This window comes from Paenibacillus sp. J31R98 (genome assembly GCF_056269245.1).
Genome location: NZ_JBWDNO010000006.1, coordinates 243,246 through 257,838, shown reverse-complemented (window position 1 = coordinate 257,838; position 14,593 = coordinate 243,246). Strand labels below are relative to the sequence as shown.

General features: G+C 45.1%; 12 protein-coding genes. 3 read left to right on the top strand and 9 right to left on the bottom strand.

Features of this window, described 5'->3' with window-relative positions; genetic code table 11:
• Nucleotides 1–13 precede the first annotated feature (13 nt).
• From galU to AC0YNX_RS21965, 7 genes are all read right to left on the bottom strand, one after another.
• Nucleotides 14–904 (bottom strand): UTP--glucose-1-phosphate uridylyltransferase GalU, encoded by an 891-nt coding sequence (gene galU, locus AC0YNX_RS21995; RefSeq protein WP_475817983.1) that lies wholly within the window; start codon nt 902–904, stop codon nt 14–16.
• Nucleotides 905–1,157: 253 nt separating this feature from the next.
• Nucleotides 1,158–1,862: a CpsD/CapB family tyrosine-protein kinase gene (locus tag AC0YNX_RS21990; RefSeq protein WP_475817851.1), complete on the bottom strand. Its 705-nt coding sequence runs from the start codon at nt 1,860–1,862 to the stop codon at nt 1,158–1,160.
• Complete coding sequence (locus AC0YNX_RS21985; RefSeq protein ID WP_475817850.1) at nt 1,843–2,592, bottom strand: YveK family protein; 750 nt, start codon at nt 2,590–2,592, stop codon at nt 1,843–1,845. Before AC0YNX_RS21985 ends, AC0YNX_RS21990 begins: the two co-directional genes overlap by 20 nt.
• Nucleotides 2,593–2,614: 22 nt before the next feature.
• Nucleotides 2,615–3,376, bottom strand: a complete 762-nt coding sequence (locus AC0YNX_RS21980) for a tyrosine-protein phosphatase (protein WP_475817849.1) — start codon at nt 3,374–3,376, stop codon at nt 2,615–2,617.
• A gap of 295 nt (nt 3,377–3,671) precedes the next feature.
• The gene (locus tag AC0YNX_RS21975; protein WP_475817848.1) at nt 3,672–6,644 is read right to left on the bottom strand and encodes a right-handed parallel beta-helix repeat-containing protein; all 2,973 of its coding nucleotides are present in this window, start codon (nt 6,642–6,644) and stop codon (nt 3,672–3,674) included.
• Between the two features lie 169 nt (nt 6,645–6,813).
• Nucleotides 6,814–7,917 (bottom strand): sugar-transfer associated ATP-grasp domain-containing protein, encoded by a 1,104-nt coding sequence (locus AC0YNX_RS21970; RefSeq protein ID WP_475817847.1) that lies wholly within the window; start codon nt 7,915–7,917, stop codon nt 6,814–6,816.
• 169 nt (nt 7,918–8,086) lie between these two features.
• A complete protein-coding gene (locus AC0YNX_RS21965) occupies nt 8,087–9,160 on the bottom strand; it encodes an acyltransferase family protein (protein WP_475817846.1) in 1,074 nt (357 codons plus the stop codon).
• A gap of 294 nt (nt 9,161–9,454) precedes the next feature.
• Here AC0YNX_RS21965 and AC0YNX_RS21960 point away from each other — a divergent pair, with 294 nt between their 5' ends.
• From AC0YNX_RS21960 to AC0YNX_RS21950, 3 genes are all read left to right on the top strand, one after another.
• Entirely contained in the window at nt 9,455–9,907 is a 453-nt protein-coding gene (locus AC0YNX_RS21960; protein ID WP_475817845.1) for a Calx-beta domain-containing protein, read from the top strand.
• A 114-nt stretch (nt 9,908–10,021) separates the two neighbouring features.
• Entirely contained in the window at nt 10,022–10,669 is a 648-nt protein-coding gene (locus AC0YNX_RS21955; protein ID WP_475817844.1) for a hypothetical protein, read from the top strand.
• 67 nt (nt 10,670–10,736) lie between these two features.
• Nucleotides 10,737–10,997: a hypothetical protein gene (locus tag AC0YNX_RS21950; RefSeq protein WP_475817843.1), complete on the top strand. Its 261-nt coding sequence runs from the start codon at nt 10,737–10,739 to the stop codon at nt 10,995–10,997.
• Between the two features lie 184 nt (nt 10,998–11,181).
• Here the strand turns inward: AC0YNX_RS21950 and AC0YNX_RS21945 are convergent, their stop codons facing one another.
• Together AC0YNX_RS21945 and AC0YNX_RS21940 are read right to left on the bottom strand one after the other, a co-directional pair.
• Nucleotides 11,182–13,044 (bottom strand): stalk domain-containing protein, encoded by a 1,863-nt coding sequence (locus AC0YNX_RS21945; protein WP_475817842.1) that lies wholly within the window; start codon nt 13,042–13,044, stop codon nt 11,182–11,184.
• A gap of 394 nt (nt 13,045–13,438) precedes the next feature.
• The gene (locus tag AC0YNX_RS21940) at nt 13,439–14,545 is read right to left on the bottom strand and encodes a glycoside hydrolase family 172 protein (RefSeq protein WP_475817982.1); all 1,107 of its coding nucleotides are present in this window, start codon (nt 14,543–14,545) and stop codon (nt 13,439–13,441) included.
• Nucleotides 14,546–14,593: the final 48 nt, after the last annotated feature.

Below are 14,593 nucleotides of genomic sequence, written 5' to 3'. Positions count from 1 at the left end.
TTCCTCACCTATCCTACAATTTATATTTCTTTAATTGTTCATGTTCAAGAATTTCTTCAATTGCCGCTAACAGCGGAAGACGCAGATCCTTATTCATCAGCGCAAAATCAAGCATTGTGGTGATGAACCCTAGCTTCTCGCCAACGTCATAGCGTTTCCCGTCGAAGTCGTAGGCATAGACGCCGCTGGCTTCGTTCAGCTTCTGAATGGCATCTGTAAGCTGTATTTCCCCACCTGCTCCAGCCTCTTGTTTCTCCAGATAATCAAAGATGTCAGGCGTCAGAATGTATCTGCCCATAATGGCCAGATTCGAAGGCGCGGTACCTAGCTTAGGCTTCTCCACGAAACGATTGACGGAATAGAGCTTGCCGTTTGCCACTAATGGGTCAACGACTCCGTATCGCTCCGTCTGTTCAATAGAGATAGCTTGAACACCAATAACGGATCGCTGTACCTCCTCGTACTGGGTGATCAGCTGCTTTGTACAAGGTACATCAGCAACGACGATATCGTCCCCTAGGAGAACGGCGAATGGCTCGTCCCCTATAAACTTGCGGGCGCACCAAACGGCATGACCTAGACCCTTTGGTTCCTTCTGCCTGATGTAATGAATATCTACACTGGATGATTTGCGCACTTCTCCGAGCAGCTCTATCTTTCCCTTCTCCATCAGGCTAGATTCCAGCTCAAAAGCAATGTCGAAGTGGTCCTCAATCGCACGTTTTCCCTTACCCGTCACGATAATAATATCTTCAATCCCAGATGCAATGGCTTCTTCAACGATGTATTGAATGGTAGGTTTGTCGACAATGGGAAGCATCTCTTTAGGCATGGCCTTCGTGGCTGGCAAGAAGCGTGTTCCTAAACCGGCGGCTGGAATAATCGCTTTTCTAACCTTCTTCATCATCATTTACACCCCTATTGATCTGATTTATAAGCAGGTAGCTGTTGTTAAAAAAACCAGCTATACCTTTATCCGCACTAAAAACATAGCTCGTTTTTTTAGCTGTAATCACTCCAGCTAGTAGGGGGCATTAAACCCCGCCTCACATCACACCCTTGACGATGAACGTCTAAGGCTGGCGAGCCAGCCCACAGCATGATCGAGTGCCTACTTGTGATAATGGTCCAGTAGACATTACCAAAGGAACGCTTACTTAAGACTCTCTGCTATTCTTCTTCTCGGCATAGTAGTAATATTGCCCTTCTTTCTTAGAACGTTCCTTATTATTGAGAACGACGCCGAGAATGCGGGCTTTCACATGATCCAGGTTCGCTTTCGCTTTCTTGACCATCTCTTTCTTCATCTTGCCGGCATGAACAACAAGAATAACGCCGTCACAGTAAGAAGAAACGATAAGACTGTCAGCGACCGGAAGAACAGGCGGTGTATCGAAGAGAATGACATCGTACATGTCCTTCAGCTCATCTATCACCATTTGCATCCGCTGCGAGCCTAGTATTTCGGAAGGATTAGGTGGAATAGGTCCGGATGTGATTAAGTAGAGATTCTCTACACCCGTCTCTCGAATAACCTCCGTAAGCAGCTGGTGACCCAGAATGGCACTCGTGAGACCCGCACGGTTCGATTGTTGAAAGACATGATGCAAGGAAGGCCTGCGCAGATCGGTATCAATGAGAAGCACTCTCTTGCCTTCTTGGGCATAGGTCACAGCCAAATTCGTAATCGTCGTTGTCTTCCCCTCACCAACGCTTGCAGAAGCAACCATAAGCACTTTCATAGGCTGATCAATCGCGGAGAATTGAATATTCGTACGCAGCGTGCGGTAGGCTTCGGAAACAGGTGACTTTGGATTAACAGCTGTAACTAGAGGGCGCTGTTTATTGTCTAGCTGTGACATATGTGCCTTCACCTACCTTTTTCTCAGATGTCCGCGATCTGCGGGGGTTCAAATCTGATTTGCTGATTTTGGTCACATGGGATAGCACGGGAAGCTCGAGCGATTGCAGAACATCTTCTTCGCTCTTAATCGTGTCATCAAAGTAGTCGAGCAGGAAGACGAAGCCAACGGCTAGCATGAGAGATACGATAAAGCTAAGAACGATATAGAAGATGGGGCTCTTATTGATCGGAGAAGCTTCTGCGCCTACATTCGCTTCTGTCAGAATCGTAACGTTATCGACATGCATAATGGATGGAATTTCTTGCTTGAAGACGGTCGCAACGGCGTTCACGATTTTAGCTGCTCGCGTGTAGGAAGTATCCGTCGCTTGAATGTTCATGACCTGTGAATCACTCGCCGAAGTGACTTGCAGGATGGTGCTAAGCTCTCTTGGCGTTGTTTTTAAATCCGGATATTTACTTGTCACTTTGTCCATGATGGCCGACGAATTAATAATTTCTTTATAGGAATTAATGAGCTTGATATTCGATTGAATAGCATCCCAGTTCATCGTTCGCGTTCCATTCACTTCAACCGATTGACTGACAATCAACTTCGCTGACGCTTTATAGACGGGAGTCGTGTACAGAAAGCTCTTTACCCCGGTTAACCCGCAAGCAACAATGACAAAGACCGTGATGAGGAACAATCTCTTTCTCACCATTTTTAGTAACTCTTTCAGTTCCACGTAAGCTACCTCCAGTTGGCTCTTATTTTGACCAAAACCGTCTTCTGCGCTTAATAACCGGCTCTTCTACCACAATTTCCTCGTTACGCAGCAATCGTGATCCATTCTCTTGATAGCGCTGCACATAGGCTTCACCTAATGCGCTGCGAACCGCTCGATAGGCCTCTTGTAAGGCAAACGGCCTCAACCTGTCATCATGAGCATCCGATGAAACGTAATGTATCATTCCGCTCTTGCATAGATGCAAGGAAAGCTTCTGAACCTTCCTGCCGAAAAAGCCCATTAAGGAGTGCGAAGTCAACTGACATAAAGCGCCTTGTTCAATAAGTGAGCCAAGCTTGGCAGGCGCTTCACTGAACGCCTTGTTGCGTTCGGGATGAGCAATAACCGGAACCAATCCGCGAACCGCGAGCTCAAAGATGAGATCATCCATATAGCTGGGTATGTGATTGGGTGGCAGCTCAAGCAATAAGTAGCGGCTTCCTGCCAGTGTCACAAGCTGGCTCTGCTCGTACTCATCGATCAAATCTGCATGAACTCGAACCTCTTGTCCTTCATAGATGGTTACAGGAACGTCATGCTGCTTGCATACTTCATTCAACCTCCTGGTTGCTTCAAGTACGACGCTTCTTGGTGTATCGTATGCGGCATCCCCATGATGCGGCGTTGCAATGATATGTGTGATTCCCTGATTTACTGCTTGACGCGCCATCTTCAGCGCTTCGTCAGTACTTAAAGCACCATCATCCAAGCCAGGCAATATATGCGAATGTATTTCGACCATATCCCTCACCTAACTTCGAATTTTGTAGCAATTTGTTTAAAAATGATACGAATCGTATCCTTTGATACGTCTAACATTACGATACAAAACGTAACATGTCAATAGTTTTTTCTTTTAAAACCATGAAAAGATGCCGTTTTGTATCAAAGGAACTATGTAAGCGTTTGATATAGATTCCACGAGAATAATGAAACCTTAGTCCGGTTCATACCAGACTAAGGTTCCCTATTATCCCGACCTTTTTTCTACGAATTCCTAGCGACAAATCCGTATACAAGACAAAGTTCAAAGTTACTTACCCAAACGACACTTTGATATTTTTAATGAAGCCAATAATGTCATTTGTGTTCACGCTTCTATTGCTATCCACCCCGATACCAACTGTGAGGTAGATCGTGTAACCCGATTCATTGCTATAGATGAGCGGCATCCATCCAGCGCCGTACATCCACTCTTTGTTATGATTCACGTTTGTTGCTTTTACATATCCGGTTTCATTGATCGTTTGATGTGCGGTGCTATTCTCTCCGGGCGTGAGGAAAATGGATAGTCCCTCAAGCGCTTTCGATTCATAGCTGATGTAAATCTTGGTCTTCCCTAAGACATTGTAGTTCGCTGTAGTAAGAATGATCCTCTGGGTAAAATAATTTGATGTTGTCAAAGATGCCCCCGAAAGCATGGTAAAATTAATTCCCTTGCCGCCTGCAACAGTAACGCCATTAGCATTAGGCCCACTATGCGTGCTGGAAATTGTTGCGTTCGTACCGATTAAAACATTTGCAGGAGTGTAATCAAAATAATCCAAGTTGTTCAACTTAAATACGGAAGTATGGTCATTGACCTGTGAAAGATAGTGTCCTTTGAAGCGCGGGTAGTTGCCAGATACATTGTAGAAATAAGGCGCGTATGTGAAATTATACGTACAGTACGGGCTTTTATCGTCCACAACAATGCCGTACTGGCCGGCCATGTTCCACGGCATACCCTGCTCCACATTCACAAATCGTCCATCGGCAATTATTCCGCTAAACCGGTTAAACGGAGAAGATTTTACGTTGATTTGCCCGAAAACACCTGGAGGCACACTCTCCACGCCGATCTTATTGTTACTGTCGAATACGCAGTCCGTAATCGTGTGTCCGCCGCCGCCTACAATCATAAGACCGTCATAACAGTTCTGCTGAAATTCACAACCCGTCAGCATGACATTTAGTGCATTTTCTATGTGCATGGCCGCGTATGATGTGGTCAAGTCTGTGCCAGCCATAAACACCTTTGTTCCGACAATTCTATAGTTACTGTCGGTGATGCGGATAGCATTCTTTTTGGTCCCACCGATATGACATTGAGAAATACTACTGTCCGAAACGTTAGGCAAATTTATGCCGTACCCGCCAATATTCCACATCCCAATATCATTGATAACGAAGTCCATCGCTCTGCCTGTAAGGTTAATCCCATTTCCGTTGAAATTTACGATGTCGAGTTCATTGAACTTGCTTGAGTACCGGATATAGCTTGGATTGCTTATCACATCTGCGATGCAATCAATCGTATTGACGGTATTGTCAATGTTTCCGTCAATACGCAATTTTTCTATCGTAACACCACCTGTGTCTTTAATTGCAATGACACTTCCCACGGTTTGGGGATGCGCCTTAATGAGGGTAGCCTGACCCGATCCGCTAATAATGCTTCGGGAAGCATTATTGATCGCGATCGTTTTCGTAAGGAATGTCCCTGCCGGGAAATAGGCCGCATTATTGGCATCCAAACAAGCTTGAATTGCCGCCGTATCGTCTGTTACCCCATTACCTACTGCACCATAGTTCTTTACGTTGCCGGCCACGCCGCTGCCAGTAGTCACAATTGATATATTTGCAGAACCGTCGAAGGCCGCCGACCCAGTGACGCTTCCTGTTAAGGAGATCGTGCGGGCTGCAGCTAGCTTTGCTGCTTTATCCACTGTTCCGTCATTATTGGTGTCATAGACGGAGCGCTGCATATCACCCTTAGCGTTCCATGCAGCTTTCTCCGAATCCGTTACGAAGCGGTGAGTAGCGTCTTCCGTTAGCATCGTAGCTGGGTGCGTTGCAGGATGCACATAATTATTCGCTCCGGTTGCAACGCCATCTAATTTGGCTTTATCCGATGCGGCCATTAGCCCTTTCACGTTCGGCGAGGCGGTTGGTATAGCCGCGTTAATCGTGACATTGGCAGATCCGTCAAAGATCGTCGTACCTGTTACATCACCGTTGATCGCAATCGTCCTTGCCGTTTGCAGTTTCTCTGCTTGATCGACTGTGCCGTCATTATCTGCGTCATAAACGGATCGCTGCATGTCACCCTTAGCGTTCCATGCAGCTTTCTCCGGGTCCGTTGCGAAGCGATGCCCTGCGTCTTCCGTTATCATCGTAGCTGGGTGCGTTGCAGGATGCACATAATTATTCGCTCCGGTTGCAACGCTATCTAATTTGGCTTTATCTGATGCTCCCATAAGCCCTTTCACGTTCGGCGAGGCGGTTGGTATAGCCGCGTTAATCGTGACATTGGCAGATCCGTCAAAGATCGTCGTACCTGTTACATCACCGTTGATCGCAATCGTCCTTGCCGTTTGCAGTTTCTCTGCTTGATCGACTGTGCCGTCATTATCTATATCATAAACAGAGTGCTGCATATCACCCTTAGCGCTCCATGCAGCTTTCTCCGAATCCGTTACGAAGCGATGCTGAGCATCGTCAGTAATCATCGTAGCAGGGTGCGTTGCAGGATGTGTATAATTGTTGGCACCCGTTTCCACGCCATCTAACTTTGTTTTATCCGCAGCACTGAATAAACCCTTATCGGTTGGGGTTGCGGTTGGAATGGACGAGGGGATGGATATGTTCGTGGAGCCGTCGAAAGCCGCACTCCCTGTCACATCACCTGTTAACGTGATTGTTCGGGCAACTTGCAGCTTTGCTGCTTTATCAACAATACCGTCATTATTCAGATCATATACCGATTTAAGCATGTCTCCGTCTTCAGTTGGCGGAGCTACATTGTTTGAGAGTCGCAAATATGCAGCATTCTCAGGTGTCCCTGGCGTTCCTGCTGCTACATAGACATTTGAGAATTGTTCCATCGCAACCGTCAACAGATCGACGTCGTTATTCTCTGACATAAGCGGTTGCAGATAGCCTGGAATGTCACCATCCATAAATACATCAAATTGGTTTAACCCTTCGTCCGGAAGTGTGGGTCCCGCATATATTTTCGTTACCCCCATGCGTATCTACCTCCATCATTATATGAAAATGAGTCTATCAACGTATCATATGCGAGATTAGAGATACCTGTGTCTGAGCTGCAAATACAAAAACACCTCCAAGTTGTCCTCATATCTTACGACATGAGGCATTCACTTGAAGGTGTTTTAATTTTTGACCGTTTTTTGTTTAGGACACAATATCTCTCATAATTTCCTCGGTCAATTCTTTGAACAGTGGACCGTTATTGAATTGATGAAAATTGATTTCCTGGCCGTATAAGTTCAATTCAATTAATAGTGGTCTAGCTTCTTGGTCAATAGCAATATCCCAGGATATAAGATCAAAGTAACTGAGCTGTTGGTGCAAGTCGGAAACAAAACCGCGAACTTCATCGTAATTAGGAATTTGGACACCCTCGAAGGGTATCTTCGTAAAGGGATGCTGCGTAAATTTACGTCCAACTTTATCGATCGCGTAGTGATTGAGTTTCCCTTGCTCGTCCACTTTGCAAGACACGCCACCGGAGGCCTGATTATCCACATTGCTTCCGTTATTTCCGAAGCGAATAATCGTCGATAGAATACGTATGGTTCCCTTATATCGCAATGTAATAATACGAAGTGTATTCAGAGATGAGGGATGGATTGCAGCGAGCTCTGAATGCTGTTTGACTCGCTCCTGTATGATAAAGTCTTTCTTGTAGCTTCGTTCGATCTCCAAGAAATCGATCGGTTTATTTGAGAGGTAAAATTGGCCGGCTTTGTAAGTCAGAAGACTGACATCCCTGCCTCCTCCACTATCTATACTTGGCTTGATGACCCAGTCTCCATCGGCCTTGGTAAGAAATTGCTTCATGTCTTCCCGATCGATTATTCGGCCATTGTCATCATAATAGATCGAATTTTTATTTTTCAGGATCGTTTTTGGAGCATGGAAATCTGTCAAAAATGTAGAGTAGCTGTTCTTATCCACATAGGCTTGGGCGAGATCCGTACGATTGAGCTTAGGTTCAACGACAGCGTAGTAGATATCCTCGGGAATATACTTTTCATCCAAGATGCCGTTTACCGAACTGTATGCGTAATGCCATTTCTTGCTCACTTTTAAACCAAGCTTTTGTCCCCAGAACGAATCAATTTGATTTGAAAAGTGTTGTGGTGGTTGCTTCTCAGTAAGGTCGGGATTACTTCGAATCAGATATTCGATTTTACGTCGGTAAAAAGTAGTGGTCCGCCATTTCTGCAATTTCTTTCTTCCTATTTTCAATCCACGAATCAGTTGACTTTTCAATTCCTCTTCCCTCCGCATCGAGAACGTTCAATAGTAAGTAAAGTTGATATAATTTCATTTTATTACAGCACCCAAATATTGTTAATAGACATCTTCTATCGAAATTTGACTGCTTTTGCCGAAACCATTTCATTTATAGGGTAATTTACCGAAAAAAAGTCCGCACTCGTTAAGTATTAACTTTTAGCGGGATTGTTGACGGATTCTTTGGACGATTCATATCTATACCTATTCCAATGCGTCCTATAATATAGCTTCCCCATGGGAACCGATTAAGAAGGGATACTACACCTATTGAACCCAACAAAACGATAGCAAAGATAATGATTGAGCCAATTATGCTGTTGTGAAAAGAAATAAAATAATCACATACTGAAAGCACCAATGGATGGACTAAATAGATGCCAAAGGAACACTGGCTTATTTTTACGATAAAAGATGGTACTGCTTTTAATCTAGATGCTATGATAAGCAGCAGGAACACTGTACTTATTGTGAAAAAAATGATATCAAAGCGCTTGGAGGTTATAACAGGAATAATATCCTGCTCCAACAGATAGATCGAAGCTATGCCTGACAGAAGGACTGACGCGTAGATGTAATATCGATATTGAACCAACCTTTTTAGATAAGTGTTGTAGTTTCTGCCCAAATAATAAGCTACCACGAAATAGAAAACCCACGCAAAAAACGGCATCTTGTAGAAACTACCCCAAATAAATTCCGCTATTGAATGATCAGGAGCACTTACTAAGTTAAAGAAAGCAAGATAAACCAGGTTTACCAAGCCGGCTATAATCAATATCCACAGTGGGCGGAAACGATTGAAAACATGTCGAACGAAGAACATATGCAGAAGATAAAATTGAAAAATAATAAGGACGAAATAGGCTGGAGTTACACCAAGAAATAAGCTAGAGATAAATTGAGTTACTTTAGGCTCTCCATCGGAGGTAAACAGGCTCTGGAAGTAATAAATAGTGACAAAACATAAATACGGTACTAGGATATAACGTAGTCTTTTTTTCAAAAATCCTTTAGGAGTATGCAAAGGATATGCATTTGCTAGGACAATTTCGGAAATAAGGATAAAAGCAGGTGTACCAAATGTAAGAAGCAACCTTAATGCACCGACCCAACCATCATCACTGCCGTATACTTGAGAAAAGGAGTGTAGGAATACGATGCTTAAACACGCGACCGCACGAAGTAGAAACACTTCTTTTATTGTAGCCTTTCCCATTACTTCACATCCCCTCCAAACACTTTTATCCGATTAGCCCTGCTCATGACTCCACATCCCCCTCCATATTCTACTTACAATACTTTTGTATACGAATTGTATCAAACCGATGGAATGATGTAAATGGTATGAGAGAATAATTAACATAAAGAAAATGTGAAAAATCAGATAAACTCCCGATTTTTGCGGATTTACAAGTCTTTTAAAATTTAATTGACGAGACACTAATCGTGTCATAGAATAGCGTTAGATACATTTTGTATCAAAAAATAATTTAGTGGAGGTTGTTCCTACATGGTCAGATCGTCAGCAAGAAGTCTTCGCAAGGTCTCATTCTTGTTTCTCGTTTTCTGCACGGCCTTTTCACTGCTGCTGCCGTTTCAGGCTTCAGCAAAGGTAGTCAAACCTGGAAAGCTATCGTTTAAACAAGACCATCTCAGTGTTAAGGAGAATGACGGGAAGATTAAAATTACCGTCCGCCGTATCTCCGGCAGTGACGGCGTAGTTAGTGTGGATTACTGCAATTGCAGCTATACAGCTGCTGCCGGAATCGACTTCACTCATGTATCCGGTACGCTCGTATTCCGCAATGGCGAAACCGAGAAATCCTTCTATGTTCCAATCATCGACGACAAAATTAAAGAATCCAAAGAAGCTTTCCTGATTCAACTGAAAAACCCAACTGGTGGCGCAACGTTGGATCCACATTCTTCAAACTATGTAGACATTATCGATAACGATCGATAGAGATTAACGCTTTGCTGCAGAGACGGCTCTGTTCCATTCATTTGGGCTGAGCCGTCCACCCACTAACTCCCTTGAATGGGGAAGGAGATTCATATGTTTAGGAACCATTTTATCGTGTTACTCTCATTATTGCTTGCCTTGACTACTGGGACAGTGGCGTCTGCAGCAAGTAACAGCAGTACCGTGAGCAGTAAACCTTCAGTCATTTTGTCAATTGATGAAGAGCTCAGTACAGGCGAATTCACGTTGAAGCTGTCCTCACCCATTACACTCAAACAACTTGAGGCAAACTTTTCGATACCGAATAAGACAATCACCTGGTATACCGAGTATTATGGAGGCACTAACAAGTACTTCTATGGCGTAATGAAGAACGTAGCCAGAGGTTCGAGTTATAAGGTGAAATTGGGGAAGTTACTTGTTCTCGGTAAAACAACCGATGCAAACTTGTTATGGAGCAAAGATTACATCTTTGGGGAATTGGGCTTCTACCCGGAGGTTGGGAAATTCGAAATAACGACAACCACGAAAGTCACCGCTGATCAATTGAAGAACCACATTAAAGCGAACGGCGTATCCGTAATGGTTGGGCCTGCTCCTGAAAATGACGGAATGAATTGGATTCTAACCATTCCGGAAGCAAAAGCGTATGTGAACTATACGATCAGCTTCACAAAGCCGGTTGTTCTATCAGGCACCAAATATATGTGGACATCACCCCCTTCCGATACAACCGAAAATTCGGAAGTCGCATCACCTTAATAACTTACGATGCAAATACGTGGGGGATATGGGAGTTACACCACCAATCAGGAGGAGTGATATTTCCATGAATCAAAGTAACGAAATCCGCATGGAGAAGCTGCGAATTGAGATTAACGGTGAACTATCGGAACTTGATGCCCAAACAATCAAGGTAACGATGTGGACGATGGAGCGGCTGCTCGAAAAAGGCACGATTAATTACGAGCAATATGAAGCAGAAATGCACTCCTATCTCAGATATTTACGCTTTAGATATTTGACTGTCAGTGAGCGAACTGACCTTCAATTTAATTTGATACCTAAACTCGTTCATCGCATGCATTAAGCCTCTCCTCCTTGCTTATTTCTCTATCACTTCTCTCGCTCCCCCTACAAATACAATGTTCCACAAACGCCAAGCAGGCCCAGTACATATGTACGGGCCTCTTACGCATGCAAGATGCAGATCATCCAACCCCCTTACAAGAGAATAAGCCACCATAGCGGTGGCTTATCACGACAATATTGAACTATTTTCCAGTCGTAATCGTAGCTACTTTTTTATCGTTATCCCAGTTCACAGAAGCGCCAGCGGCTTCACTTATAAATCTGAGATTCACATAAAACATGCTTGCTGGTGTAATGAATGGCGTTTGAGTCAGCTTGAATTCCTTGTTATTAACAGTGGCTTTAAAACTACCGTTAGTCAAATTGATGGTTAAATTCTCTTTTGATGCTTTAACCGATTTGTCCTTATTGTTCCATTCCACCTTCATATTCAACGACTCGAAGATGGGGCGAAAAGGAACCATAATATTGCCGTTAATGATCACTGGTTTGGCTTCGAAACTAAGCGCTTTATTGTTTACGATAACTGCGCTGATTCGACTGCCGATAGACCCGTTATACGAGCTGTTTTGCAGACTATATCCAAGCGTCGTATCCGATTGCAAGCCTGCGAACGAACCGAGATTCTGATCGGTTGGATTCATGCCGATGCCGACTTTACCAATCGGTGTTCTACCGCCAGTATAATAGTTGGTATTCGCGAATCGAACGCTTGGCATCCAGCCGGCCGGATCCAGTATCGAGAGCGCCAGTGTATAGGTACCCTTCGGCACAGACTTTGGAATCGCAAACGTTCCGTTGACCAGATTAACAGCCGGAGCATCATTGTATGCACGTGTTGTCTTGTTCCATTCTGTCCCGGGCAGCCAGGTTCGAATATCATCCGAGAACAATCCTTTCCAAGCAACTGTTCCATCACTCTTCAGCAGACTCGCTTCCACCGGCCAATTATAATAGAATGGCGATGAACCTTTGTTCGTCACTTGGAAGGATACGTTCATCGCTCCGCCGGGCGAAACATTGCCCGTAAACGTTGCCTGACTGATCACATATCGATAACCAAGCACCTTCTGCATAGCAGCTGCCCCGGCTTCAACAGCGGGATTGTTTGCTTTATAGTCGGCAATCCACCCTAAGCTCGAGGTGTGGGTGTCCATAATCCAATCAATGACATAGTTCGTATTGGACGTACTGCTGAGTGTTCCATTCGGACTTCCGCCCAACTTGGATTGATTGCCCCAATTATAGGCAACTTCACCGCTGTTGATTTGCGTCCTCCAACTATCACGTGAAATCTCCCCATTCCCACTAAAAGCATCATCTGGTAGCGCGAATGAGTCCCACTGAATACCGAAATCATAATCTTCGAACGTCTCTGGATAACGCACGAGAATTTTTTTGTTATGGAACGCTGCTGTATACGCGTCACCAAGCGCCGTCTGAAAACTGAGTGGGATCCTACTGCCCCTGTCAGAAAACTTATAGGGATAAATATGGTGCTCGCCCCAGTTGCCGTACAATCCGAGTTCTACAAAAGCAACACGAGGATCATTGTCCCAAGCCTGCCCAAGCTTGCCGATGAACGCCACAAGCCGGGATTTCAAGTCCTCTGACAGCCATTGATTGACTGGATCTCCATGCTCGACTCCATTCGGCCAGAACTCTCCAGCACCAGGGTACAAAATAACGACTCGAGGAACGACCTTAATATTCTTCTTCTCAATGCCCGCCCAAGCCTTATTGCTCCAATCGATAATCTTCTGAACGGAGTCCTGTGCGTTATACTCCAGATCGGTGTACTTGATATAATGTTTATAAATATCTGCATATTCCCGCTTCGGGAAAGAGGTATCGTTAACGTTGCGTGACGGTCTGAAGCCCATAATCGGATTTTTGAAAGCTTCCTGTGTTTCGGTCAATTGGGTCGTGATGGTATCAACTGCCCCATCTACATGCTCGTAGAAGCTCGTTCCCCTCTCGTACCAGATCATTGTAAGCAGTGCTGCCGTGCAGAGAAGCAGTCTTAGACTTCGTTTCTTCATCATGCCCCTCCTTCAAATAATAGACTCCAATTCTCTCTCTCGTTCATACGAAATCAAGCGCCAAAAGTGCCGTAAATCAATCAATCCAACCCCTGTTTAGAAAAGAAAAAGCAAGCCGGCAACAGAAGCCTTCTTGCTTGATTAACGCTCTAGGTGCGTGATTGCACAACGAGATTTGAAATGATCATTGATGCTCCCGACTCACACACAGAACCATTTGATCTCAAATATTATAATGGTTTCGGACAAGAATGTCAATATGAGGACTAAGAGTATGATAATGAACGCTCTTCCAAATATTAGTAATTTATGATCATTTACTAGCTTAGACACAATAAAAAAAAGAGGCTTCCACAAGTTTAATAAACTCATGAAAAACCTCTCTCGCTTCAAGTCTCTAAACATCGCTCCGCGCCGGCCCATCCTCACCCTTGCTGCTTTGCAGGTCCCTACTCCGCACTTCCCTGTTCGGGAATTGATCAAACGGCTGCGATGGCAATGTTTGGTACCAATATGCCACCGCGCAGTAGTCGTCACTCAGTTCGAAGTACCGATGGTCATCTTCCTCAGAAGCACCAGCAGCACGGTAATGAACGAGGCGGTCACCGAAATATTGCTCGGCTTTATCGAGAGGACCGTAACCGATCTGCTGTACCGTTACCTTAAGGCTGCTCTGGAAGTAGATTGGATCTCGCACATGGAAACGGTAGATTGAATACAGCCCGTTCTCTCCATCCACGAGCGGAGCGCCCTGGTAAGGCGTCAGCACCTCTTCCAATCCCCAGGCAGAGCCCATATAATCCTCAGCGCCTGTACCGCATATCGTGGGATAGTCGGAATCGCCATCCATATAAAACTTCACTTCGCCCTCGCCCCACCAGCAATCCCGGTAGATACTTCGCACCCCGAGGGTCGTGCCGAGGTATACGCCTTGGCCCTTGATATTGTCGGCGATAACGAAATCCTCGTGCATTGGACACGGATTGCTGCGCCGAAAGCTTGCATGGAAGTAACCTGCTTGCTCGTCTAGCTCGTCGCCGATCGTCGCATCAATCTGGTAGAACAGCATCGCGACATCAGTACTAGAATCGTTCTCGATTGTAATGACCGCCTTCTTCTGAAACGGCATCGGAATCCAGCAGTTAAAGCCTTTGCCAGCTTGCATGGAAACACAGTCCGACTGCATCATGCGCTGCCGTCCATGAGCGACGCCGAAGAAGTCGCCGATTGGCGCTTCTACGCTTGGATACTCCTGCCCATCCCAGTACATGCGTAGAATAACATTCCGCATGTGATCGAAATTGCCAGGCGGCAGCGTCATCCAGATATGCCTGACGACACCAGGTCCCTCGCAATTCAGCAATTCTATCGTCTGCCCCTGCTTGAACCCCTCGATGCAAGGCGCCCCTTTGCGTCCATTGTTCGCTTGACCGCCGCTTCCCGCTGCCCCTGACCTGTTCTCTGCCGTAAACGCTCTGCTGCTCGATTTCTTCAACTGATACATCACATCCACCATCCTCCCTATTAAAGCGCTTCAACGCTATCATAATAG